Consider the following 24,494-nt stretch of genomic DNA (forward strand, 5'->3'; position numbering starts at 1 on the left):
TTTTTATTCTCGAACATATTGAGAATCATTTTCAAACAAAATATTCGTATATTTTGTTTTTTTGTTTTTAATTTTGATAATTAAGGAAGGTGAATATTAATGAAAAAGTATTGGCATAAGTTATCATTTCTTCAAAAGAACGTCTTATTAACTGTCTTAGTTATTTTGACGCTTGTTGGAAGTATGGGTGCATTAAGCTTCAACATGTTTCAAAATAGTATGATGTCTTTATTTGAAAGACAGTCTATTGAAACGGGAGAGATAGTGCTAAAAAAACTGGATGTAGAATTAGTTAGAGACATGACGAAAGATCCTACAGCCGAAAGAGTGAAAAAAGAAAAGTTAACAGGGCAATTAGATGAAGTGTCAAAAGAATTGAAAAGTGTTGGACAAACGTATGTTACAGGAGCAAAAGCGAATGAAAAGCGAGAGTTACAACTCGTTGGTTTGACTACAGAGTTAACAAATGCAGTCCCTGTAAAGCCGGGAGATTATTATGAACAACCCGCTCATTGGATGAATGCATACGATAAAGTGATGGATACGAAAAAGGCTCAGATGACAGAAGTATATGAAGATGAATTAGGTTCGTGGGTGACAATATTAGAGCCAATTACAGATGGAGAAAACAATATTGTTGCAATTGTTGCGGCTGACTTAGATGCTTCTATCGTTCCTAGTACAAAGAAGAATTTTGTGATACAGGGTATACTCTTTATTATTATTTCATTAGCAATTGCAACTATTACTCAATTCTTTATCGTACGTCACTCGTTAGCTCCATTAAAAGATTTACGAGAGGGATTACGTAAGATTGGTGAAGGTGATTTAAGTATTAAATTAAAAGAAAGACCAGATGATATTGGAATTATTAATATATATTTCAATAATACGATTGATAAATTTAAAGGGATTATAGATAAAGTAAGACAGACTGCTGAGCAAGTTTCTTCTTCTTCACAAGAATTGTCGGCAAGTACAGAGGAAAACAGTATGGCAGTTCAAGAGATTGCAAGTTCTATTGAAGGTTTAAGAGTAGGGGCACAGTCTCAAGAAACTTCAGTACAACAATGCCTAGGAATTGTGCATGGAATGGAAAATAAGGTAGAAGAGATAACTGGGGCTGCCAAACAAGTTGCAGTTGCCTCAGAAGGTATGGAGCAACATTCAATTGAAGGTAATGAAGTGATTGGACAAATTATTAATCAAATGAGTTTAATCCAAAATGCAGTAAAAGATTTATCTTCCATCATTTATTCGTTGGAAATAAGGTCAAAAGAAATTAGTGATATTGTAACTGTAATTACAGGTATTTCAAATCAAACAAATTTACTAGCTTTAAATGCTTCTATTGAAGCTTCACGTGCTGGAGCAGCTGGAAGAGGGTTTGCAGTTGTTGCTGATGAAGTACGCAAATTAGCAGAACAAACTGAAACGTCAGCGAAAGATATAGCAAAATTAATTAGTGAGACGCAAGCTGAAACAGAAGAGGCTGTAATTTCAATGCAGAAAGGTTCAAAAGAAGTAGAATCTGGAATTACTCTTGTTCAAAGTAGTGGTGCGTTCTTCGAGAAAATTTCAAAGTCAGCACAGTCTGTTACAAATCAAGTTAGGGCTGTTTCTAGTAACTCAAGTGATATTTTACAAAATAGCCAGAATATCCTTCAAGTCGTAAATGAATTATCACATATTGCAAACACTTATGCGAATAGCAGTAGTAATGTTGAAGAGAGTATGAAGGAGCAAGAAATATCAGTACAAGATATTGCAGAATTAGCGACTTCTTTAAGTTGGCTTTCTCAGGAATTACAAGAGCTAATTGGTGAGTTTAAAAGCGAATAAGGAGAAAGTGAAATTCTAATCAAGGGTTGGTTTATCCAGCCCTCTGATTATGAGTTGAACCAATCTGCCCGTTAATACGGGATAAAAAAAGGTGTGGATTTTCACACCTTTATTATATTTAGGAGAGGAATTTACATAAATATGAAATTAGCGATTTCTTATAATGAGATGGTGAAAGAATTTTTAAGGGAAATAGAAGGGAATATTAAAATACCTAAAGATATTCAAGAGATAGAGTTTGGAATAAAAAGAAAAACTATACCATTTACAAAACTGACTCATATTGTAGATTTAATAGGAGCAACTGCAACGTGGTTATATCATATTTCTAAAGAAAAGCACATTATCGTGCTCTATCATACAAGAGGAAGTTTATTTCCTATTACTATTGAAGTTTCTAATTATCTCTCCTATGAAAGTTTGAATTTGCAGATTGTAGAGCAAGTAGAACAAATCCAAGAAATGAATGAGGAAGAAATAGAAAAGTTTCAAAACAGTAATAATCCATCTGAAATGTCACCTATTATTATTGGTGAAATGTATTATGATTTACAAGACAAAAATACGTTGCAATTTGTATTGAATAAAAATATGCAAAGTGTAGAAATGATATTTAATAGTGTTAATTGGAAAGAGAAAACAATTATTCGTTATGCACAACAAATAAATGGTGTTTTAATTGATGCATTACAAAATACAAGTAAGTATATAAATCATTTTAATATTATTACAGAGGCCGAGATGGCACTCTATAATCAAGTGAATGACACGACAGCAGTATATCCTGAAAAAAGTATCATTGATATGTTCTATAAAACGGTTACTCAATTTCCGAATCGTATAGCTTTATCTTCAAAAGAAGGTACTTTAACTTATGAGGAGCTAAATAAAAAAAGTAATCAAATAGCTCATATGTTAATTGAAAAAGGTGTGCAATTAGGCGACTATGTTGGAATATTTATGAAACGTAGTATAGACACAGTGGTAAGTATGGTAGCTATATTGAAAGCTGGCGGGGCGTATGTTCCGATTGATCCAGATTATCCGGAAAATAGAATTCAATACATTATTCAAGATAGCCAAGCGAAAGTTATTTTAATGAAAGAAACGCCTATAACATGTGATGGGGTTCGAACTGTCTCAATTTATGATAGTGAAACTTGTGATGATACGGATGTAAAGCTTTCTACTCATTGTGATGATGTAGCATATATGATTTATACATCTGGTTCAACAGGGAATCCAAAGGGAACGATGTTAGCACATAGAGGTGTTGTTAATCTATATACTTGGATGCAAAGGCAATATGAATTGACAGAAGAGGATGTATTTGCACAATTTCCTTCCTTTAGCTTTGATGCTTCTGTATGGGAGTCATTTGCTTCTTTATTCTGCGGAGGAAACTTGTATGTATTATTAGAGGAGGAGCGCTTGTCTGTAGAGGCATTTGCAAATGCAATCTATAAAGTGAAAGCAACTTCGATCTTGGCGTTGGCGACGATTTTTGTTCGACAAGTAGCAACTTATTTAGCAGAAGAAGATGTATATAAGCTAGCTTCCTTAAAAAGAATTGCTATTGGCGGTGAAATGTTGCCTGTAGAGGTTATTAAATTATGGAGAGAAAGAATAGGTACAAATGTTGAAATTCATAATGTATACGGACCAACAGAATGTACTGTAGTGACGACAACTTATCAAATACCTAGTCAGTTGAATGAGGATGTTGCGAGTATTCCAATTGGTAAGCCATGTGCTAATTATAAAGTTATAATTTTGGATGAAAATATGAATCTTTGTCCAATTGGTGTACCTGGTGAATTGTATATAGATTCAGTAGGATTAGCAAAGGGGTATTTTAATAAGCCTGAAAAAACAGTTGAAGCTTTTATTCCAAACCCTCTTAATCCTATAGTCAATATATATAAAACAGGTGATATTGTTAAACTATTAGAAGATGGAAATATAGAGTTTTTACATCGGAAAGATGATCAAGTAAAGATTAGAGGACATCGTATTGAATTAGGAGAAATTCAAAGTAAAATTTCTCAAGATCATAATATAAAAGAAAATGCTGTTTTTGCTAAGAAGAGTAAGGAAGGTAGCCAATATTTAATTGCATTCTATACAACTTTAAACAAAAAGGAAATACCAGAATTAGTTTATCAGCTACAAGAGCAGTTACCGGATTATATGGTGCCATCTAAACTAATTTATATTAATGAACTACCACTTACACCAAATAAAAAGATTGATGTTAAGAAGTTAGCCCAGTTAGAAGAAAAGTACGAGCCGATCCGTCTACAAGAATATGTTGCGCCTTCTACTAAAGCAGAAAAACAGATAGCGAACGCTTGGGCGGAGGTATTAGGGGTTTCAAAAATTGGAGTGCATGATGATTTCTTTACAATTGGTGGACATTCATTGAAGGTATTACGAGTCTTAACATTGTTAAAAGAAGATTTTTCACACTTAACAATTCAGGATTTCTTTAAAGAAAGAACGATATATGGATTAGCTAGAATTGAGAGAGAAGTAAAAGTAGAGACAGAAGAAGTGTTCCGTGAATATAAGGTGATTCATGAACCGGATACCATTACTTATTCAAATGCTTTGGAAGACATCCACATTTCAAATGTCTTTTTAACAGGAGCTACTGGTTATTTGGGGTCGCACATATTATATGAATTACTGAGAGATACATCTGCTACTATTTATTGTTTAGTAAGGCCGACAAAAGATGTGCAGCAAAGAATTATCGATACATTAGCAAGTTACTTTAATGATATATGTGAAGAGTGGTTACAGCGTATACAGGCTGTACCTGGTGATCTCGGAGAAGAGTATCTTGGGATGAGCGAAGAGGAATTCACTTTAATTAGTTCTAAGATTGATACGGTAATTCATTGTGGTGCAGATGTAAGACATTTTGGAGATGTAAAACAATTTGAAAATGTGAATGTCCAAGGCACGGGCCGTATGCTAGCATTAGCTGAGAATGGTGCTACATTCCACTTTATTTCTACAATTGGTATTCCAATAGATTTAGCGGTAGAGCAATGGGATACATATATGGAAACAGGTGATTTCAATTATAATGTAGAGTTAGAGAATGTGTATTCCGATAGTAAATTACAGGCGGAAAATCTTGTTCGTGAAGCTTTGAAGAGCGGCATACAAGGGAATATTTATCGTGCAGGTAACCTAGCATGTCATTCAGAAACGGGTTCGTTCCAACAAAACATTGAAGGAAATGCATTTTATCGTCTTATTAAAACGATGCTTCTAATTGGAAAGGCACCAAATGTGAAGTGGAAGGTTGATTTTACACCAATTGACTTTGCCAGTAAGTCGATTGTATCGTATTTACAAGATCAAAAAATTGTAGGAGAGACGTTACACATCTGTCACCCATATCAAATTGAATTTGAACATTTTATAAAGCTAATTGAGGAATGTGGATACAATCTTGAAATGGTTCCACTCTCGCAATATATAAATATGGGGCTTATATTAGCGAAGGAAGATGAAGTAATAGCAGAGCTAATTGCTTCTCAAGTTGCAGGAGATGGAGCACAGCAATCCGAAATTGTAATGGGTACTCGTAGAACGAATGAATGGATTAAGAAAAAAGAACTGGTAGTGCCAGCGATTAATAAAGAATTTATTCAGCAATTATTAGCTCATGGTGAAGAAGTTGGATATTTTCCAAAAATAATGAAATGATATGTACGCTTTTGTTTGTTCAATAAAATAAATCATGCTACAATGAAAACGAATTAAGAACCGGGGAGCCAATTGGCTGAGAGGATGTAAGTATACATCGACCCTCAACCTGATCTGGATAATGCCAGCGTAGGGAGTTACTTTAAAGTGATGTAGCATAAGTTATTATAGAATAACTTGTATACAAGGCTTTCCTACATGGTAGGAAAGCCTTTTCTTTTTTTGAAACCATATTTTGTAAGGGGGATTTTATTATGTCACAACAAGTTACAATTTCATTTTCAGTAGTACCACAAGCGAAGAACAAAGATGTGTATTCCGTTGTTGATAAAGCAATTGAAGTTGTACAACAGTCGGGAGTTCGTTATGAAGTAGGGGCAATGGAAACAACGTTGGAAGGAGAATTAGATGTACTTCTTGACGTCATTAAACGCGCGCAACAAGCTTGCGTCGATGCTGGAGCAGAAGAAGTAATCACTTCTATTAAAATTCACTATCGCCCAAGTACAGGCGTAACGATTGACGAAAAAGTTTGGAAGTACCGTGATGAATATGCAAAACCAGAAGCGATCTAAAATAATCACAACAATTTGGCTTATCCTTCTCATTGCTATATGGGAAGGATCTGTTTCATTATTTAAAATTGAGCCGTGGATTTTACCGAAGCCGTCTGCAATTGTGCAAGAGTTAATTGGAATGAAAGATTTACTATTACCAAATACAGTGCAAACGTTACAGGAAGTAATAATTGGGTTGTTTTTTGCAATTTTACTTGGGACGAGTATTGCTATCATTATGGATGTCATCCCTTTATTTCGGATTTTAATGAATCCATTGCTCGTTATTTCGCAAACAATTCCAATCGTTGTGCTCGCACCATTATTTATTATTTGGTTTGGATACGGAATGTTGCCAAAAGTAATGGTTGTTATTCTTGTTTGTTTCTTCCCAATTGCGCTTAGCATTTTAGAAGGTTTCCAAACGGTAGATAAAAATATGCTGAAACTGTTACAAACAATGAAGGCAACGAAATGGCAAGTTTACCAGAAAGTAAAGTTTCCAGCAGTACTCCCATACTTTTTCTCAGGTTTAAAAATTGCTGTTACATATAGTGTGATGGGGGCGATTATTGGGGAATGGCTTGGTGCCAGCGAAGGATTAGGAGTTATGCTTACAAGAGCAACAAAATCCTTTTTAACGGCTCGAGTATTTGGTGTTGCAGCGATTATCGTCATGGTGACATTATGTCTGTACTTTATTGTTGAATTTATGGCAAGAATAACAGCACCATGGATATACAGAAAGGGCGGCAGAAAATGAAAAAAGGTTTAAAAATTATGTTAGCTGCATTATTAGCAGTAACTGTTGCCGGATGTAATCCGGCGAAGAAAGAAGAAAGTTCAAGTAAAGATAAAAAAGTAAAAGTCGTTTTAGATTGGTTTCCAAATACGAATCATACTGGCTTATATGTAGCGCAAACGGAAGATTATTACAAAAAGCAAGGGCTTGATGTAGAAATTATCCAGCCTGGTGATAATGTAACGGCAGAGCAGATGATTGCTTCTGGGAAAGCAGACTTTGCGATAAGCGCACAAGAAAATGTAACATTAGCTCGTGTTGAAGGAATCCCAGTTGTTTCTGTTGGTGCAATTATTCAGCATAATACCTCTGCTTTTGCATCTCTAAAAAAAGATAATATGACGTCACCGAAAGATTTTGAAGGTAAACGTTACGGCGGCTGGGGGGGACCAGCAGAAGAAGCGACGTTAAAGACGATTATGGAGAAACATCAAGCTGATTTTAATAAAGTTGAAAAAATTATTCTTGGACAAACAGATTTCTTTAAATCAATCGGTCGTGATGCAGACTTTGAATGGATTTATTATGGATGGGATGGAATTGAAGCGAAGCGTCAAGGCAAAGAGTTAAATACAATTATGGTAAAAGACTTAGATCCAGCGCTTGATTTCTATAGTCCTGTTATTATTACAAGTGAAAAACATACGAAGCAAGATAAAGATTTTGTGAAAAAATTTATGACGGCAACGACAGAAGGTTATGATTTTGCAATTAAAGAACCGAAAGAAGCTGCGGATATTTTAATTAAAGCTGTTCCAGATGTGAATAAAGAATTAGTACAAGAAAGCCAAAAGTGGTTAAGTACAAAGTATCAAGATGATGCAAAAGCGTGGGGAGTACAGAAGGAAGAGATTTGGACAAATTACATGAATTTCTTATATGACAACAAAGTTATTAAAAAGAAAATCGATGTAAAAGATGCCTTTACAAATGAATTCCTTCCAAGTGAAAAATGAGTGGATTACAAATAAAAGATATTGTAAAAGCTTTCGATGGAAAGAATGTATTAGCAAATATTAGTGCTTCTATACAAGAGGGAGAATTCGTCTCTTTTGTAGGTCCAAGTGGTTGTGGAAAAAGCACTTTGTTAAATATGATCGCGAGTGTTGAAGAGCCAACGAGCGGAGAAGTGTTTTATAACGAGGAGTATGTAAAAAAACAAGATGTTGTTAGTTATATGCCGCAACAAGATTTATTACTACCGTGGCGATCGGCTTTGCAAAATATCGTTCTTCCATTGGAAATCGAAGGGAAGCCTAAAAAACAAAGGCTGACAGAAGGAATGGAAGCATTAAAGCAATTTGAGCTAGATGAATATGCAGATCATTATCCAGATGAGTTATCAGGTGGAATGCGTCAAAGAATTAGTTTCCTTCGTACGTATTTATGTGAAAAGCCAATTATGCTGCTGGATGAGCCTTTTGGAAAATTAGATGCATTTACAAAAATGGAAGTACACAGTTGGCTTTTAAATTCTTGGCATCAAGAAAAGCAAACAATTGTTATGGTTACACATGACTTAGATGAGGCAATTTTACTTTCTGATCGCGTATTTATTTTATCTCAAAGACCAGCATCAATAGTTGGCGAGGTCCAAGTGGAATTACCTAGGCCGCGAACGATGGATATGTTAACATCTCTTGAGTTAAAGAAGGATAAGGAAGAAATTTTAAAAGTATTGGCTCCTTACATGAAAAAATAGAAATAAGTCTTTTAACAGTTTTTTGTATAATTGCTGTTAAGAGGCTTTTTTCTATTGAAGGAGAAAGATGAAATCTATAGGGGAAATAGTGGGTTCATTAACATCGGATAAATTGGAAGAAGGAACAAAAGAAAAAGTAGAGAATAGAATATAACAGAGTGGTTTATACTCTTAAGATAACAAATGTTAAAGGAGTGAAAGGATAAAATGACTTTATCAACTGTTCTTCAAATGGTTTTAGCTTGATACGGGAGAGGTCTGCCCATTTTTAAAGATGAAGCTAAATTGAAGACAGCAGGTAAAGAACCTTAATCCTTTCTTACGATAATATGTAATGGGTAAGGTGTATTCACCTTACCCATTTTTATATGTATAACTAAATAAGGCTTTATACTGTTGTTCTCTCTATTTAGCTTATGGATCATAAGAAAAGGAGAGAGAAAAGATGAGTATATTAACAGTAGAAAATGTAAGTCATTCATATGGTGAGAAAACCATTTTAAATAATACGTGCTTTCGATTATTAAAGGGAGAACATGTTGGGCTAGTAGGGAAAAATGGAATTGGAAAATCAACATTATTACGCTTGTTAACAGGAGAACTTATACATGATGATGGAAAAATTGAATGGTTTCCACATGTGAAGATTGGCTTTTTGCAACAGCATATAGATTTACAAGAAGGCATAACAATTGAAGAATACTTGCAAAGTGCGTTTTCTAACCTGTATGAGTTGGAACGTGACATGTTAAAACTTACAGAAGAGATGGCTGGAGCAGGAGAAGTAGCGAAATTGTTAGTAAGGTATGGAGAGTTACAAACTATATTGGAGAATTCTAATTTTTATCAAATTCATACAGAAATTGAGGAAGTAGCAACAGGCTTAGGCTTGTTTGAAATAGGATTGGAAAAGGATGTTTCAAAGTTAAGTGGTGGTCAGCGGACAAAGTTGTTACTTGGGAAACTCCTTTTAGAAAAAGCGGATGTTTTATTATTAGATGAGCCAACTAACTATTTAGATACAGCACATATAGAATGGTTGCAATCATATTTACAAATGTATGAAAAAGCTTATATTATCATTTCGCATGATGAAATATTTTTGAACAATATTACGAATGTTATTTATCATCTAGAAGAACGAAAGGTTAAGCGCTATGCGGGAGATTATGAAACCTTTTTGCAAAGTTATCAATTACAAAGGAAACAATTACAAGTGGCGTATGCGAAACAACAAAAAGAAATTGCACATTTAGAGGGTTTTATTCAAAAAAATAAAATTCGTAAAGCGAAACAAGCGAAAAGTCGTGAAAAAGTATTAGAGAAAATGAAAAAGGTTGAAAAGGTTAACGATGTACCTCGCGCCCGTTTTGATTTTAATGTTTATACTGAGCCAGTGAGTCGTATATTACAGGTAGAGAAACTGAAAATTGGTTATGGTGAACCGTTATTTCCGGAATTGGATTTTCAAGTGAAAAAAGGGGAAAAGATTGCGATTATTGGTCATAATGGGATTGGAAAAACAACAATGTTAAAAACATTACTAGGACAAATAAAACCGTTAGGCGGCTCAGTTTCTGTTGGGGAACGAGTAAAACCCGCTTATTTTGCACAAGAGGAATTTTCCTCAGAAATAACTGCACTAGAAAGAGTATGGGCAGGGAGACCAGATATGACAAGAAAAGAAATCCGACAAGCATTAGCAAAGTGCGGATTGAAAGAAGAACATGTATTAAAACCTATCCAGTTATTAAGTGGAGGAGAACAAACAAAAGTACGATTATGCGAACTTATCGTAACTAAAAGCAATGTTTTAATTTTAGATGAACCAACTAACCATTTGGATACAGAGACTAAGACGGATTTACAGGAAGCGTTAAAACAATATAAAGGTACAGTTTTAATTGTTTCACATGAGCCCTCTTTCTATGAAGCATGGATAACGAAAATATGGAATATCGAAAAATGGAACGTTTAACAATAATCACAAAGAAAAGGCATTAGCTTTTATGAGCTAATGCCTCTTCTTTGTGATTAACATGATTTTCGAGAACTCTCAAATGAGAATTGTATGAAAAAGAACTCTTATGGTGCGCTTATAAGCGCACCATAAGAGTTCTTTTTCTTTGGTTATATTTATAATAATACTAGATGCCTTTCCCTAATAGGCTACTATCTTTTTTTATATATACAGATAGTTTGAAATGGAATGGAAATGATTCCTATATGTAAAGGATAATGTGATTAGTATGGGAAGACAATAGAACTTAAAGGAAATTCATGTAAAATTCAGATGAACTTCACGCGAACTTCATATTAGAAACTAAATATAATTATAATAGGTTATTATAATATGAATTGTGATTTTTCATAAAATTAAAAGTTTGAATTTAGGATAGAGCACTCAAACCTAAATTCAAACTTTAGTGAAATAATTAATGGAGGTTACGTTTAGTTTTCGTTAATGGATGCATTTACAAGTTCGGCGGGATTGCCTGTTCCTGCCCCTCCGATTGTAACTGATCCACCAGGAGGAATTTCACCATTCCATCCTGCATTCGTAATTACGTAATGATTATTTATTTTACTACTAATTTTAGAATCCCAAACTTGTGTTAAATTGCCGTTATAATCAAATTCTAATTTCCAGTTTTTAATAGGGGTCGTTCCGCTATTTTTAATTATAATTGAGAAGTTGTAACCACTTCCCCAATTTGAAGTGACTGAAAAGGTAGCATTGCCATTTCCACCAGGAGGTGTTGTGTTAGCATCATCTGTTTTTATAAGAATAGAAGTAGGTTGTGATTTGTTACCAGCAGCATCTTTTGCTAATACTGAAAATGTGTATTCTGTATTAGGTTTCAAGTTTTTAATTGTAATGCTATTTGTTGTTGTACTCCACTTCTCTTCTCCGGCAGTAATTTCATATTCAGTAACGCCTACGTTATCAGTAGATGCAGTCCAGTTTAATTGAACTGAGTTTGAATTTTTATTTGTAACAGCAATATTTTTTACGTTTGTTGGTGGTTCAGTATCTTTTTGAGTAATAGGTCCACCAAGTAATTCTTTTACTAGCGTATCAAGTAATTTTGGTCCACTGCAACTATATTTTGGACTTGTACGGCAATCCCCGCTTAGTTCCCAAAACATTGCGCCACTTAAACCCTTTGTCTTTATATAGTCTGTTTTATATTTCATAGATTCATTGTCATCATAGCTAATAAAGGTTCCTGTAGTCGCATTATATAAATAAGGTACTTTCGCTACATCGTTCCATCCGCGAACAAAACCATTTTTATTCACATAATTAGATGCTAAATCACCATAATCGTACACACCTGTGTCACCGGTAGAATAATCATCCCAAGTACCTTTAGAAGCGAGCTTTCCGTCACTACCTGGTTTACAAGGTTGGTATTGCCCATTATTTTCTTTTCCGCAACTTTTCCATCCACGTCCGTAAAAAGGTACACCTAATACGAGTTTATCCGCTGGAACCCCTTCATTTGTATAAATGTCTATCGCACCATCTACGTAAAATTTCGTATCCGCTGCGGGGTCATTTGGATCTTTGTATAGTGCAGCATTATGGTTAGAAGTAGCTTCCCATCCACCGTGGAAATCGTATGTCATAATATTAATCCAATCCAGTATTTGAGAAATCTTCTTTAGCTCTGTATGATCCGCATAACGTTGGCTTGCACCTGACGCGATTGTTAGTAAATATTGTTTACCATCTTCTGCACCAGCTTTCGTTAATGCATTTCGAACATCTTGAAGCAGAAGGGTGAAGTTTTGTTTATCTTCAGGACGATAACTACCACCAGGAATCGTTTCAACACCCGGGTATTCCCAGTCTAAATCAACGCCGTCAAATCCATATTCGCGAAGAAAAGCTACTGTAGATTCAGCGAATACTTTTCTTGTTTTTTCATCAGCGGCCATATCAGAAAAGCGGTTAGACCAAGTCCAGCCACCAACTGAAATAATTGTTTTTAAGTGAGGATACTTAGCTTTTAATCGTTTCAGTTCTCCGAAATTTCCACAGCGGGCATATTTATCACAATCTTCCCAAGTTGTACCCGATCCCGGATAAGATTTTGTGACATCAGCCCATGGTTCACCGAGTACGAGAGTGCCATTAGGGACCTCTTTATTTTGCAGTGGTACACCAGATTCTTTACAGTTCCACGTTTGTTTATTTGGATTATCGGGGTGAGTAGAAGGGTTTCCATGTTTTCCATTCCAGCAAATATCAGCGAAAGCATAGTTTAAATGAGTTAGCTTTGATGCATCAATGTCTGCAACTTGATAATTACGTCCGTAAACGCCCCATGAAGGAAAATACCCAACAATTTTTTGACCTTGCTTTGGTGAATCTGCTAATGCGAAATTTGGAGTAATAAAGTTTGTGAGAAAAAGAGGTAAGAAAAGTAGTAGGGATAGTAATAGTAGCGTGAATTTTTTTGATCTCATAGTCAGTTCTCCTTTCAAAATAAAAGATATATTTAAAGGCATGCGCCAATAAACCAAAGTGAATCTAGACGTATGAAACGTCTAGATAAAAATGATCAGACATCACGAGGTCTATACAAGGGAGCTGGGGGGTGATTAAATCGTAGCAAATACAAGATTTGGTGTAAACGCTTTATTTGATTCACAAAGATTTTCTCAATATTAAATGGCTCTAATACAGACTACACATGAAAATAAAATATTGATTAGGGAGGAAAAGGCTCCTTGTAATTAAATTTGAGAAAAAATTGTATAAAGGCAATTTGTAATAGCGTAGCAAGATGAGAAAATATCATGTAAAATAATAGTAAAAATATGTAAAGGAGCGAATGGTGTGGATGTCTTTTTGAGCATTGCTGAAGAAAAAATTCGACAAGCAATACGGAATGGTGATCTCGATCATATTCCGGGGAAAGGAAAACCACTACAATTAGAAGACTTTTCAATGGTACCTACAGAACTTAGAATGAGTTATAAAATCTTGAAAAATGCAGGTATGATTCCACCAGAAATGGAACTACAAAAAGATATATTAAAAATAGAAGACTTAATTGCGTGCTGTTATGATGAAGTAGAGAGAAAAGAATTACAAGAAGAGTTAACAGCAAAAACGCTGCGTTTTCAGCAGGTAATGGAAAAGAGAAAGATTAAAGATAGTTCAGCTTTTCGTATGTATCAGGGTAAAGTATTTCGTAAATTACGCTAAGAGGGATAAGATGAATACATTTGAAACGATAGAAGAATTAGCGACATATATTGAAGGACAACAATTAGTACTGCTGTTTATTAAAACGGAAAATTGTGGTGTTTGTGATGTTATGTTAAGAAAAGTAAATTGCGTATTAGAGAATTATGATTACGTAGAGAAAGTAGAAATATTACTACAAGACATGCAAGAGATTGCGGGGCGATATGCAGTATTTACAGGGCCAACAGTTTTATTATTTTATAATGGAAAAGAGATCCTTCGTGAATCGCGCTTCATTTCACTTGAAAATTTAGAGAGAACCATTCAATTATTCGAAGATTAAGGGAGGCTTTTATATGGAATTTATTATTGTCATACTATTATTTGTTGTAGTTGGAACGATCGTAACAGCAGTTCGATCAAACAAAAAGAAGGTAAATCTTACAAAACAAAATAACATTCATAATTCATCCAACAGCTCATCACCATTATTTTTCTTTGCTGGATCGGATAATGATAGCTCGCACGATGGCGGTTCACATGATTGCGGAGGTTCTTTTGGTGGAGATAGTGGAGGTAGCTGCGGTGGTGGAGGCGGCGGTGATTGATGAGAATACGCCTTATAGGGGGCGTATTTCTTTTTAAACAAACGTTTGATTAGTTGGCTTACATATGCATAAAAACAGTTAAACAAACGTTTGATTAAATATTTTTAACATGCTAGGGGAAATGAAAAGGGAACCGTATTTCTTACTAAATGAGGATTTAAATTTGGAATAATACATATGATTCGAATGTGGTTTGAAAGTACGTTTTCTTAAATAAGGAGTATAGCCTCTTGCGATAGAGGTTTTTTATTTGTTATTATTAGACTGAACGGTCGGTTTAAAGAGGTGTGAATATGAGAAGAAGCGCAGAAGAGATAAAGAAAGAAATTGCCTATAAAGCAGAAAGTCTGTTTTCACAGAAGGGCTATGCAGCTACATCTATGGAAGAGATTTGTGAAATTACAGAGAGAAGTAAAGGAAGCATTTATTATCACTTTAAAAGTAAAGAAGAATTATTTTTATTTGTAGTGAAACAGCATACGTATGATTGGCTTGAAAAATGGAATGAAAAAGAGAAGTTGTATAGTACTAGTACTGAAAAACTATATGGTCTCGCGGAATATTATGTAGAGGACATACAGCAACCCATTTCAAATGCAATAGAGGAATTCTCTATGAGCCAAGTTGTAAGTAAAGAAATTCTGGATGAACTGTTAGCTTTAACTAGAGAATCATATGTTATGGTTGAGAAATTAATTGAAGCAGGTATACAGTCTGGAGAGTTTCAAGAAGATGATACGCGTGATCTTATGTATATTGTGAATGGATTATTATCGGGGCTTGGAGTACTTTACTACGAGTTAGATTATAAAGAGCTGAAACGTATTTATAAAAAGGCAATAGATGTATTGTTAAAAGGAATGGCAGCTGAATAATAGGTCAGTTGCTTTTCTTACAAAATAAATTAGACCGAACGGTCGGTTTATGAAAGGAGAATGAAAATGAACGCTTTATTTAAAAACCGAGCATTTATGCTCGTTATGGCATCTGATATTTTACAACAATTTGCAATTTGGATCAGAAATATGGCTCTTTTGTATTTCATAATGGAGCGAACGAATAATGATCCAGTTTCAGTTTCTTTGTTATCGGTTATGGAATATGCACCTATTTTTATTTTCTCGTTTATCGGTGGGGCGCTAGCTGATCGCTGGAATCCGAAAAGAACGATGGTTGCTGGGGATGTATTAAGCGTACTATCTATTATAGGAATTGTCTTGTTGCTAAAGCTGGATTATTGGCAGGCTATATTTTTTGCAACACTCATTTCCGCGATTATAGGTCAGTTTTCTCAGCCATCATCTTCGCGTATATTTAAACGCTATGTAAAAGAAGAACAGGTAGCAAATGCGATTGCATTTAATCAAACATTACAGTCGCTATTTATGATTTTTGGACCAGTGGTAGGATCGCTTGTGTACACACAACTTGGTTTATTTACGTCACTATATAGCTTAATTATTTTATTTTTGTTATCTGCTATCGCTCTTTCATTTTTACCAAAATGGGTGGAACAAGAGCAGGTGGCGAGAGGTTCATTAAAAAATGATATAAAAGAAGGTTGGAAATACGTTCTTCATACGAAAAATTTACGTATGATTACGATCACTTTCACCATTATGGGGTTAGCTGTTGGACTAACGAATCCATTAGAAGTGTTTCTTGTAATAGAACGGCTTGGAATGGAAAAAGAAGCCGTTCAATATTTAGCTGCAGCTGATGGAATCGGTATGTTAATTGGTGGTATTGTTGCTGCAGTTTTCGCTTCAAAAGTGAATCCGAAAAAGATGTTTGTATTCGGTATGAGCATATTAGCGATGTCATTTTTAGTAGAAGGGTTATCTACATCATTTTGGATTACTAGTTTCATGAGATTTGGAACAGGTATTTGTTTAGCCTGTGTCAATATCGTTGTCGGTACGCTTATGATTCAACTTGTACCAGAAAATATGATTGGAAGGGTAAATGGGACAATTTTACCACTGTTTATGGGTGCAATGCTAATTGGAACTTCACTAGCTGGAGGATTGAAGGAAATGACGTCACTAGTTATTGTGTTTTGTATAGCGATGTCACTTATTTTATTAGCAATAGGTCCGGTTTTACGTATGCAAATAAAGAAAGAAGATGTTGTTAATCGAGAGGAAATGACGAATTCATTGGTTTCGAAATAGCTATTGTAAGGGGGCAGAACTGTTCCCTTTTTCTATGGCAATCTTTTGACAATGAAATGTACCAACTATATACTGATGTTGTAAAAATAATTTTACAGGTTAGGAGAAACGGTGTGAAAAATCAAATCTATGAATTGCGCACTGCAAATAATATTTCACAAGGTGCATTAGCGGATAAGTGTAACGTATCAAGACAGACGATAAATGCAATTGAGAATAATAAATATAATCCAAGCTTAGCACTAGCATTCCGGTTAGCAGAAGTATTAGGAACAACTGTCGATAAACTATTTTTGTACAAGCTTTAGAGTTTTTAATTGTGGGGCGTTATCGTTAAAAATATAAGAAAAAGATCCCCTTCTTGTGTGAAGGGGATCTTTTTCTTATATTGTTTTAGTTTTCGGATTAGGTGGTGTAACGGACGTATCATTTTCGGGTACTCTAGTTAATAAGAATCCACCGATAATAAATAAGACAATAATACTAAGGACACCAGCGTTTGTTTTTCCTGTTAATTGTGTTGTGACACCAACTAATACCGGACCCATAATTGCCGCGAATTTACCAAAGATATTATAAAATCCGAAGAATTCATTTGCAGATTCTTTCGGTACTAGTTTTGCGAAATAAGAACGGCTAAGTGCTTGAATCCCGCCCTGAGAAGTAGCAACTAACATTGCTAAAATCCAGAAATCAAACGTCGTTTTTAAGAAATAAGCATATGTGCAAATAATGATATAAATGATAATGCCGACATATAGCATTTTTTTACCGGTAAATGTTTCCGATAGTTTTCCATATAATAAAGCAAATGGACAAGCGACAATTTGTGTTACAAATAAGATGATTAATAGATTGGTTGCACTAATACCGAGATCTGTTCCGTAAGCAGTAGACATAGTGATAATTGTATCTACCCCATCAATGTAGAAAAAGTAAGCTATTAGGAACATAAATACAGTTTTATATTCTTTAATATTTTTAAACGTATTAGCAAGGCGCTTGAAGCTCATTGCAATTGGTCTTGGATGACGTTCAATATAGTGTGTTTGCTCTACATTTTTTAGCATTGGTATCGTAAATAGTCCCCACCAAAGAGCTGTTATTGCAAAGGAAATTTGACTAGCAATTCCGACTGATAAGGGGATAGTTCCTTTTTGAGCAAGAATAATAAGAGCAATACAACCGATAAAAGGAATTGTGCTCCCAATGTAACCTAATGCAAAACCTCGCGTAGAAATTCGGTCCATTCTATCTCCAGAGGTAACATCTACTAGAAATGCATCATAAAAAATATTTGCTCCAGCAAAGCCAACTAATGCGAGCATATAGCATCCTAGTAATAAGTACCACTGAGATGTTGGAACAATTGCTAGCATACTTGTAAATACGATACCGAGTCCAAAGAAGAATGTGAAAAATCGTTTTTTAAATCCCTTATAATCAGCAACTGTGCCGAGAATAGGAGCGAGTATAGAAATTAAAAGTGTAGCGAACGAGTTTGCATATCCCCAATAGGCTGTTGAAGTTGCGCCAGATAGTCCAGCTTCTTTTGCAGCTGCTTTAAAGTAAATTGGAAATAATGCAGTTGTAATGACGAGCGAATATACCGAGTTCGCCCAATCGTACAATATCCAGCTTTTTTCTTGTCTGGACATTTTTCTCATATAATGTTCCCCCTTAAATTTGTTCTACTAACAGTGTACAAAAATAAAAATTATAAAAAGAGAAACAGTGATGATTTTTACATAACTTTTACATATATACACAGTTCTTTACAATTGAAGTAAATCCTCTACAATTGCGCCGTCTGTTTCACCTAAGTGCAAACCGAGTAACCTAGCGATAGTCGGACCTTCATCAATCAGTCTCATATACGGAATTGTAACGCCGCTTTGAATGCCTTTCCCAGCAGCCATAAAAATTGTTTCATAGTTAGGTTTTGTTGGAGAGTATCCATGCGTACCAAATGTATATTTTTTACTAGGCGTAACATCTTTTTCAGTAATTTCTTTTATAAAATCTCCTGTATAGTTTTCAGTGAAATAATATCCCTCTTGTGCTTCTAACATAAATAAACAGTTACCATCTGCACCGCAGTCTTTTGCAGCTTCATCATGAAGTATAAATTCAATTCCGTTTTGTTTATTTTGAAGTAGTTCTTCAAGTAGTAGTTGTATTTTTCGAATTGTATCCGTATCATTCTTGTCCTTCACATATACATAGGCAGAGCCGTCGCAACTTTGGCAATAGACCTTCCAATCTACTAATTTTCCTTTTGAATTTATAGATATAAGCCCTTTTTGATGAAATAGTACATTTAATTGAATGGCTTTGTTTTCACTTAAAGCGCTATGGTCGCCAAGTGCAATAATTGTACTTTCTTCGTATATCCCGCTTTCTTTTAATGCGTGAATAATTTTTCCAAGGCGTTCGTCGTGTCTATGGATTGCAGCTACTGTTTCCTCGGACTCGAAGCCATGGTAATGTCTTTGAGTATCTAAATCAGTAAAATGTACAAACATAACATTAGGCTTTTTCGTATGGATTGTATGTACGGCAGAAGCAAGGACGAAATCATCAAGCTCAGGCTGTGACAATCCATTTCGTATATGGCCGAAACGACGATTTAAATCTAATTGATATAGCGGGCTACCGCTAAATAATGAAACTAAAATTTGATTTTGCCACGGTCTATTTGGAAAAATTTCTGGTAAATTGTAATCGATATTTGCTCTTCCAGTAACAGGCCATAGAAGGGCTGCTGTCGTTAAATTTGCTTTGCGTGCTTCATCATATAAAGTTGTCCCGTTAATGGACTTTCGGTACCAATGCCAATCTGGTGACTCACGTCCTGGTTGAAGTAATGTATTGCTGACAACGCCATGCTTATTAGGATAATTACCGGTTACGATTGTTGAGTGGCTTGGATATGTTACAGAAGGATAAATTGGCTCCACTTTTTTCGCAATCGCGCCCCTTTTTATTAAAGTTTGGAAATTAGGTAGTTTTTGTAATATAGGAAAATCTAAAGCTGATAAGCAGTCAAAAGATAAAATAATGACGCGATTTGTTAATGCTTTATCCATAAAGTTTCCCTCCTGATTATATAAAACCTATTCTTATATATTACTATTAATACCTGGTAATAAAAATATATTTTTGAATAAAATTTTGTTATTTATTTTCAGAAAAATTAAACATATAATAAGTATAAGGGAATGAATGGAAGGAGGGAATACTATGGATTGGCTAGATGGATTTGGTATCTTTTACATCATTGGTGGAGTCACCGTTCTCCTTGTATTTTTTATGTCATATTTACTAAAGAAACGTTTTCCAGACAAACAGTTTGATATTATATTTGCACTTAGTTTAGTACTTCTTTGTTTAGCTTTCTTTCCTGTAACAATGATCGCTATTGGTGGTTGGGAAGGAATGGGATACGGATTTATTTGTTTCTTCGTTTTAATTGGTACACTAATTGGTATGGTTGCTCATCAACTTGTAAAAATAGTTCGGAAAAGTTACGTATAAAACAGTGATAATTGAAAATAATGTATAAAAATAAGAAAATTGGCTCTTGTTTTGAAATAAAATTTATATTATGATATTCAACAAATTTATTTTGTTATAACGATGAAAAAGGAATAGTACATGTCTTACCTTTTTGCAGAGAGAGAATCCTTTTGGCTGGAAGATTCTTAAAAGGCGATATGGAACCTACCTTTGAGTTCTGCATATGCAGCGGGAAATTCCCGTTATCAAAAAGAGAGCATACTCAATTTTTTTGTGTATGAATCAGGGTGGTAACGCCGACAAAGCTCGGTCCCTATTTGGGGACGCGGGCTTTTTCTATTTTCTAAAGGAGGAAGAATGAATATGGTAAAAGAACAAGTACAAGCCATTACGAAGATGGAAGAAGACTTTGCTCAGTGGTATACCGATATTGTAAAAAAAGCGGAGCTTGTTGATTATTCAAGTGTGAAAGGTTGTATGATTTTACGTCCATACGGTTATGCATTATGGGAAAATATGCAGAAAGTGATGGATGAAAAATTAAAAGAATCTGGTCATGAAAATGTGTACATGCCAATGTTTATTCCAGAGAGTTTATTACAAAAAGAGAAAGATCATGTTGAAGGATTTGCTCCTGAAGTAGCATGGGTTACTCATGGCGGAGATGAGAAATTGGCGGAAAGGCTTTGTATACGCCCTACATCTGAAACTCTATTCTGTGAGCATTTTTCAAAAATTGTTCACTCATATAATGATTTACCAAAGTTATATAACCAGTGGTGTTCAGTAGTTCGTTGGGAAAAAACGACGAGACCATTCCTTCGTACAACTGAATTTTTATGGCAAGAAGGTCATACGATTCATGAAACGGCAGAAGAATCTCAAATTGAAACATTAAATATTTTAAATTTATATGCTGCTTTTTGTGAAGAGTATTTAGCGATTCCGGTTATTAAAGGGCAAAAAACAGAAAAAGAAAAGTTTGCAGGAGCGAAGGCGACTTATACGATTGAAAGTTTAATGCATGACGGAAAAGCGCTTCAAACAGGAACATCTCATAATTTTGGAACGAATTTCTCTGAAGCATTTGATATTAAGTTTTTAGACCGTAACGGTAAATGGCAATACGTACATCAAACATCTTGGGGTGTATCAACAAGAATGATAGGTGGACTTATTATGGTTCATAGCGATAATAATGGACTTGTAATGCCACCGGAAGTCGCTCCAGTACAAGTTGTTATCGTTCCTATTGCTCAGCACAAAGAAGGTGTGTTAGAAAAAGCAACAGAGTTGCAAGGACGTATTCAGAAGGTTGCACGTGTAAAAATAGATGCTAGCAATAAAACACCTGGCTGGAAATTTAATGAGTATGAAATGAAGGGGATTCCAATACGATTGGAAGTTGGTCCAAAGGATATTGAAAAGAATCAAGTCGTACTTGTAAGAAGAGATACGAAAGAAAAAGAGTTTATAACAATGGATCAATTAGAAGAACGCATTCCAGCACTACTTGAGGAGATTCATCATTCTTTATTTAATAAAGCAAAAGTATTTAGAGATGAGAGTACTTATAGTGTGACGAATTTCGAAGAGATGAAAAAAGCGGCTGATGAAAAGCAAGGTTTTATTAAAGCGATGTGGTGCGGAGAACTAGCTTGTGAAGAAAAACTAAAAGAAGCAGTTGGAGTATCTTCACGTTGTATTCCGTTCGAACAAGAAAGTTTAGCTGACGAATGTATTTGCTGTAGTAAAAAAGCGAAGCAGATGGTGTATTGGGGAAAAGCGTATTAATACTCTTTCTGCTAGATGACAAAAAAGACCTTGGATTGCATAATAAAATGCAATCCAAGGTCCTTTTTAGTTTTATCCCGCTATTTGCGGTCAGTAAAACTCCCACCCAAAAATTCGGCTGGAGCAAAGAAGTTAGGTGGGAGCCCTGCTGCCCGTAAAAGCCCGATTGGTGAAGGCTAATAATCAGTGGGGGATGAACAAAACCCCCACTGATTAAAGTTTCACTTTATAATTTGTTTCATGTATTTTTTAGATGGAAGGATGATGTTTTTATTTTGCGTTTTTACGACGAATAAATAGTAACACACCGATTAGGAATGTTGAAAGCCCAATTAAAATAGATGCAGGATAATGCGTTGCAGTATTAGGCAATTTATTGCCTTGTTTTGTTGCATTATCTTTTGCGTTACCGCTTTGAGAGCCGCTATCGCCTTTAACACGGTTGCCGCCCTGAGAGCCATTACCACCTTGAGAACTGCTGTCGCCTTTAACACGGTTGCCGCCCTGAGAGCCACTGCCACCAGAACCATTGCCACCAGAACCATTGCCACCAGAACCATTGCCACCAGAACCATTGCCACCAGAACCATTGCCACCGGAGCCACTGCCACCAGAACCATTGCCACCGGAGCCACTGCCACCAGAACCATTGCCGCCAGAATCATTGCCACCAGAACCGTTGCCACCAGAGCCATTGCCGCCAGAACCATTGCCACCAGAACCGCTGCCACCAGAGCCATTGTCACCAGAACCATTGCCACCAGAACCATTGCCACCGGAGCCACTGCCACCAGAACCATTGCCGCCAGAACCATTGCCACCAGAACCGTTGCCACCAGAGCCATTGCCACCAGAACCATTGCCGCCAGAACCATTGCCACCAGAACCGTTGCCACCAGAGCCATTGTCACCAGAACCACTGCCACCAGAACCGTTGCCACCAGAACCGTTGCCACCAGAGCCGTTACCGCCAGAACCACTGCCACCAGAACCGTTGCCACCAGAGCCACTGCCACCAGAACCATTGCCGTCAGAACCACTGCCGCCAGAACCACTGCCACCAGAACCGTTGCCGTCAGAACCACTGCCACCAGAACCATTGCCGCCAGAGCCACTGCCACCAGAACCATTGCCGCCAGAACCGTTGCCGTCAGAACCGTTGCCGTCAGAACCACTGCCGCCAGAACCATTGCCGCCAGAACCGTTGCCATCAGAACCACTATCGTCCTGAGAACCATTGTTTCCTGGAGGTTTATTATTATCTTTTGAATTACCTTCTGCTAAAGTATCGTTATTATGTACAATAGCGTTTGTTATTGGATGGAAGTTTTCAGTTGCTGCATTACCAATATTTAAGCCACTAAAAAAGGATAAAGAAAGTGTTGATGCTAAAATGAAGATTTTTGTCATTGTTTTCCTCCTGAAGAAAAAATTATTGTTCCATCTAAAATACACCCCTTTGTAATATTTCATAGGAAAAAGAGTTTTATGCAAAAAAAACTATATATAGAAAAAGGTGGTGTATTTCTAAAGGGAGAAAAGAGTTAATGTAAATTCCTTGCAAATAGTAGAGTGATGGAGAATTTACACTCATAACAGTAGAGGAAGTGGCAACGGATGAAAGAATATATTGCATTTGATATTGGTGGTACGCAAATTAAATATGGAATTGTTTCAGAAATAGGGGTAGTACTAATACATAAAAAGGTCCCAACAGAAATTCACTTGGGCGGGGAACAAATTGTTCAAAAACTTATATGTTTATCAAAAAAGTTAATGACTGAACATACTATTTCCGGAATTGGTATTAGTACAGCGGGAATTGTTGATATTGATAAAGGAGTTATAACGGGAGGTGTGGATCATATTCCGCGTTATGCTAATATTTCTATTGTTGAGAGATTACAAGAAGTATTAAAAGTTCCTGTATCTATTGAAAATGATGTTAATTGTGCAGCCTTAGGCGAGAAATGGAAAGGTACAGGGAGGGGAGAAAGCGATTTTATTATGCTTACGCTTGGAACGGGCATTGGTGGAGCAATTGTTATAAATGGAGAGTTATACCGTGGACATTCGTTTGGCGCTGGGGAATGGGGGAACATGTTAATAGAAGGGAAAACTTTTGAGGAGGTTGCCTCAATTTCTGGATTAATTCATCTTGTACGAAGATATAAAGGTAAAAAGGAGTGGGATGGTAAAACAATTTTCGAATTATATGATAAGGGTGATAGCGGTGTTACTCAAGCCGTGAAGATTTTCTTTAAACATTTGGCGATTGGTATTAGCAATCTTGCTTATATTTTTAATCCGAAAATGATTATTATTGGTGGGGGAATTACTGAAAGAGGAGATGATTTCTTAAATGAAGTGAAGGAAGAGATAGGAACATACTTAAATCAAGAGATTTATAGTAATTGTGAGATTAAACTTGCGCAAAGCGGTAATTGTGCAGGAATGATTGGCTCTATTTACCACTTATTACATCAGTATAAATAAATATAGTATCTGTTTTCATATAATTGAGAATTTATCCTTTTTCTCATTAGATAAATAATGCTACAATATAAGAG

General features: G+C 35.6%; 20 protein-coding genes, 1 riboswitch and 1 other annotated feature. Of the genes, 16 read left to right on the forward strand and 4 right to left on the reverse strand.

Annotation, left to right across the window (positions count from 1 at the left end; all coding sequences use genetic code 11):
• The first annotated feature begins 99 nt into the window (after positions 1-99).
• The 7 genes from QCI77_RS02230 (at position 100) to QCI77_RS02260 (ending at position 10,604) form a co-directional block, all read left to right on the forward strand.
• Positions 100-1,842 carry a methyl-accepting chemotaxis protein gene (locus QCI77_RS02230; RefSeq protein ID WP_353824458.1) on the forward strand — a complete coding sequence of 581 codons (1,743 nt, stop codon included), beginning with the start codon at positions 100-102 and terminating at the stop codon, positions 1,840-1,842.
• A gap of 141 nt (positions 1,843-1,983) precedes the next feature.
• On the forward strand, positions 1,984-5,565 hold the full coding sequence (locus QCI77_RS02235) for a non-ribosomal peptide synthetase family protein (protein WP_353824459.1): 3,582 nt from the start codon (positions 1,984-1,986) through the stop codon (positions 5,563-5,565).
• 51 nt (positions 5,566-5,616) lie between these two features.
• Positions 5,617-5,718, forward strand: a riboswitch (TPP riboswitch).
• 101 nt (positions 5,719-5,819) lie between these two features.
• Entirely contained in the window at positions 5,820-6,140 is a 321-nt protein-coding gene (locus QCI77_RS02240) for an MTH1187 family thiamine-binding protein (RefSeq protein ID WP_000082898.1), read from the forward strand.
• A complete protein-coding gene (locus tag QCI77_RS02245) occupies positions 6,112-6,885 on the forward strand; it encodes an ABC transporter permease (protein WP_002091231.1) in 774 nt (257 codons plus the stop codon). Before QCI77_RS02240 ends, QCI77_RS02245 begins: the two co-directional genes overlap by 29 nt.
• The gene (locus QCI77_RS02250; protein WP_353824460.1) at positions 6,882-7,880 is read left to right on the forward strand and encodes an ABC transporter substrate-binding protein; all 999 of its coding nucleotides are present in this window, start codon (positions 6,882-6,884) and stop codon (positions 7,878-7,880) included. Before QCI77_RS02245 ends, QCI77_RS02250 begins: the two co-directional genes overlap by 4 nt.
• Entirely contained in the window at positions 7,877-8,626 is a 750-nt protein-coding gene (locus tag QCI77_RS02255) for an ABC transporter ATP-binding protein (protein ID WP_113770357.1), read from the forward strand. Before QCI77_RS02250 ends, QCI77_RS02255 begins: the two co-directional genes overlap by 4 nt.
• A gap of 445 nt (positions 8,627-9,071) precedes the next feature.
• Positions 9,072-10,604, forward strand: a complete 1,533-nt coding sequence (locus QCI77_RS02260; protein ID WP_113770358.1) for an ABC-F family ATP-binding cassette domain-containing protein — start codon at positions 9,072-9,074, stop codon at positions 10,602-10,604.
• 473 nt (positions 10,605-11,077) lie between these two features.
• Here QCI77_RS02260 and QCI77_RS02265 read toward each other — a convergent pair whose 3' ends face one another.
• A complete protein-coding gene (locus QCI77_RS02265; RefSeq protein ID WP_063218575.1) occupies positions 11,078-13,102 on the reverse strand; it encodes a glycosyl hydrolase family 18 protein in 2,025 nt (674 codons plus the stop codon).
• Between the two features lie 373 nt (positions 13,103-13,475).
• Between QCI77_RS02265 and QCI77_RS02270 the strand changes: the two genes are divergently transcribed.
• The 6 genes from QCI77_RS02270 (at position 13,476) to QCI77_RS02300 (ending at position 16,919) form a co-directional block, all read left to right on the forward strand.
• Positions 13,476-13,847, forward strand: coding sequence for a DnaJ family domain-containing protein (locus QCI77_RS02270; RefSeq protein ID WP_113770360.1), 372 nt, complete (start codon positions 13,476-13,478; stop codon positions 13,845-13,847).
• A gap of 10 nt (positions 13,848-13,857) precedes the next feature.
• Positions 13,858-14,172 (forward strand): thioredoxin family protein, encoded by a 315-nt coding sequence (locus tag QCI77_RS02275; RefSeq protein WP_002063639.1) that lies wholly within the window; start codon positions 13,858-13,860, stop codon positions 14,170-14,172.
• A gap of 13 nt (positions 14,173-14,185) precedes the next feature.
• Positions 14,186-14,437, forward strand: coding sequence for a hypothetical protein (locus QCI77_RS02280; RefSeq protein ID WP_000394370.1), 252 nt, complete (start codon positions 14,186-14,188; stop codon positions 14,435-14,437).
• A gap of 293 nt (positions 14,438-14,730) precedes the next feature.
• Complete coding sequence (locus QCI77_RS02290; RefSeq protein ID WP_002124986.1) at positions 14,731-15,312, forward strand: TetR/AcrR family transcriptional regulator; 582 nt, start codon at positions 14,731-14,733, stop codon at positions 15,310-15,312.
• Between the two features lie 66 nt (positions 15,313-15,378).
• The gene (locus tag QCI77_RS02295; protein WP_113770361.1) at positions 15,379-16,611 is read left to right on the forward strand and encodes an MFS transporter; all 1,233 of its coding nucleotides are present in this window, start codon (positions 15,379-15,381) and stop codon (positions 16,609-16,611) included.
• A gap of 56 nt (positions 16,612-16,667) precedes the next feature.
• Positions 16,668-16,919 (forward strand): helix-turn-helix transcriptional regulator, encoded by a 252-nt coding sequence (locus tag QCI77_RS02300; protein WP_080784653.1) that lies wholly within the window; start codon positions 16,668-16,670, stop codon positions 16,917-16,919.
• A 75-nt stretch (positions 16,920-16,994) separates the two neighbouring features.
• On the opposite strand, the gene QCI77_RS02305 is transcribed toward QCI77_RS02300, so the two are convergent.
• Both QCI77_RS02305 and QCI77_RS02310 read right to left on the reverse strand, forming a co-directional pair.
• Positions 16,995-18,278 (reverse strand): MFS transporter, encoded by a 1,284-nt coding sequence (locus tag QCI77_RS02305; protein WP_113770362.1) that lies wholly within the window; start codon positions 18,276-18,278, stop codon positions 16,995-16,997.
• A gap of 108 nt (positions 18,279-18,386) precedes the next feature.
• Positions 18,387-19,700, reverse strand: coding sequence for an alkaline phosphatase family protein (locus QCI77_RS02310; RefSeq protein WP_113770363.1), 1,314 nt, complete (start codon positions 19,698-19,700; stop codon positions 18,387-18,389).
• A gap of 154 nt (positions 19,701-19,854) precedes the next feature.
• Here QCI77_RS02310 and QCI77_RS02315 point away from each other — a divergent pair, with 154 nt between their 5' ends.
• Complete coding sequence (locus QCI77_RS02315) at positions 19,855-20,148, forward strand: YesK-like family protein (protein ID WP_002124993.1); 294 nt, start codon at positions 19,855-19,857, stop codon at positions 20,146-20,148.
• Positions 20,149-20,241: 93 nt separating this feature from the next.
• Positions 20,242-20,448: a binding site (T-box leader), on the forward strand.
• 45 nt (positions 20,449-20,493) lie between these two features.
• Entirely contained in the window at positions 20,494-21,924 is a 1,431-nt protein-coding gene (proS, locus tag QCI77_RS02320) for a proline--tRNA ligase (RefSeq protein WP_113770364.1), read from the forward strand.
• A 270-nt stretch (positions 21,925-22,194) separates the two neighbouring features.
• Here proS and QCI77_RS02325 read toward each other — a convergent pair whose 3' ends face one another.
• Entirely contained in the window at positions 22,195-23,334 is a 1,140-nt protein-coding gene (locus QCI77_RS02325; RefSeq protein ID WP_353825752.1) for a cell wall anchor protein, read from the reverse strand.
• Positions 23,335-23,541: 207 nt separating this feature from the next.
• On the opposite strand from QCI77_RS02325, the gene QCI77_RS02330 reads away from it, so the two are divergent.
• Positions 23,542-24,420 carry an ROK family protein gene (locus tag QCI77_RS02330; protein ID WP_002140255.1) on the forward strand — a complete coding sequence of 293 codons (879 nt, stop codon included), beginning with the start codon at positions 23,542-23,544 and terminating at the stop codon, positions 24,418-24,420.
• Positions 24,421-24,494 lie beyond the last annotated feature (74 nt).

The sequence above is a fragment of the Bacillus cereus group sp. MG9 genome (genome assembly GCF_040459995.1).
In the GTDB taxonomy this organism is placed as follows: Bacteria; Bacillota; Bacilli; order Bacillales; family Bacillaceae_G; genus Bacillus_A; species Bacillus_A mycoides.

What these genes read in the sequence shown, in the direction of transcription:
- QCI77_RS02230 (WP_353824458.1), top strand. Translation starts at nt 100, where the DNA reads ATGAAAAAGTATTGGCATAAGTTATCATTTCTTCAAAAGAACGTCTTA.
- QCI77_RS02235 (WP_353824459.1), top strand. Translation starts at nt 1,984, where the DNA reads ATGAAATTAGCGATTTCTTATAATGAGATGGTGAAAGAATTTTTAAGG.
- QCI77_RS02240 (WP_000082898.1), top strand. Translation starts at nt 5,820, where the DNA reads ATGTCACAACAAGTTACAATTTCATTTTCAGTAGTACCACAAGCGAAG.
- QCI77_RS02245 (WP_002091231.1), top strand. Translation starts at nt 6,112, where the DNA reads ATGAATATGCAAAACCAGAAGCGATCTAAAATAATCACAACAATTTGG.
- QCI77_RS02250 (WP_353824460.1), top strand. Translation starts at nt 6,882, where the DNA reads ATGAAAAAAGGTTTAAAAATTATGTTAGCTGCATTATTAGCAGTAACT.
- QCI77_RS02255 (WP_113770357.1), top strand. Translation starts at nt 7,877, where the DNA reads ATGAGTGGATTACAAATAAAAGATATTGTAAAAGCTTTCGATGGAAAG.
- QCI77_RS02260 (WP_113770358.1), top strand. Translation starts at nt 9,072, where the DNA reads ATGAGTATATTAACAGTAGAAAATGTAAGTCATTCATATGGTGAGAAA.
- QCI77_RS02265 (WP_063218575.1), bottom strand. Translation starts at nt 13,102, where the DNA reads ATGAGATCAAAAAAATTCACGCTACTATTACTATCCCTACTACTTTTC.
- QCI77_RS02275 (WP_002063639.1), top strand. Translation starts at nt 13,858, where the DNA reads ATGAATACATTTGAAACGATAGAAGAATTAGCGACATATATTGAAGGA.
- QCI77_RS02280 (WP_000394370.1), top strand. Translation starts at nt 14,186, where the DNA reads ATGGAATTTATTATTGTCATACTATTATTTGTTGTAGTTGGAACGATC.
- QCI77_RS02290 (WP_002124986.1), top strand. Translation starts at nt 14,731, where the DNA reads ATGAGAAGAAGCGCAGAAGAGATAAAGAAAGAAATTGCCTATAAAGCA.
- QCI77_RS02295 (WP_113770361.1), top strand. Translation starts at nt 15,379, where the DNA reads ATGAACGCTTTATTTAAAAACCGAGCATTTATGCTCGTTATGGCATCT.
- QCI77_RS02300 (WP_080784653.1), top strand. Translation starts at nt 16,668, where the DNA reads ATGTACCAACTATATACTGATGTTGTAAAAATAATTTTACAGGTTAGG.
- QCI77_RS02305 (WP_113770362.1), bottom strand. Translation starts at nt 18,278, where the DNA reads ATGAGAAAAATGTCCAGACAAGAAAAAAGCTGGATATTGTACGATTGG.
- QCI77_RS02310 (WP_113770363.1), bottom strand. Translation starts at nt 19,700, where the DNA reads ATGGATAAAGCATTAACAAATCGCGTCATTATTTTATCTTTTGACTGC.
- QCI77_RS02315 (WP_002124993.1), top strand. Translation starts at nt 19,855, where the DNA reads ATGGATTGGCTAGATGGATTTGGTATCTTTTACATCATTGGTGGAGTC.
- proS (WP_113770364.1), top strand. Translation starts at nt 20,494, where the DNA reads ATGGTAAAAGAACAAGTACAAGCCATTACGAAGATGGAAGAAGACTTT.
- QCI77_RS02325 (WP_353825752.1), bottom strand. Translation starts at nt 23,334, where the DNA reads ATGACAAAAATCTTCATTTTAGCATCAACACTTTCTTTATCCTTTTTT.
- QCI77_RS02330 (WP_002140255.1), top strand. Translation starts at nt 23,542, where the DNA reads ATGAAAGAATATATTGCATTTGATATTGGTGGTACGCAAATTAAATAT.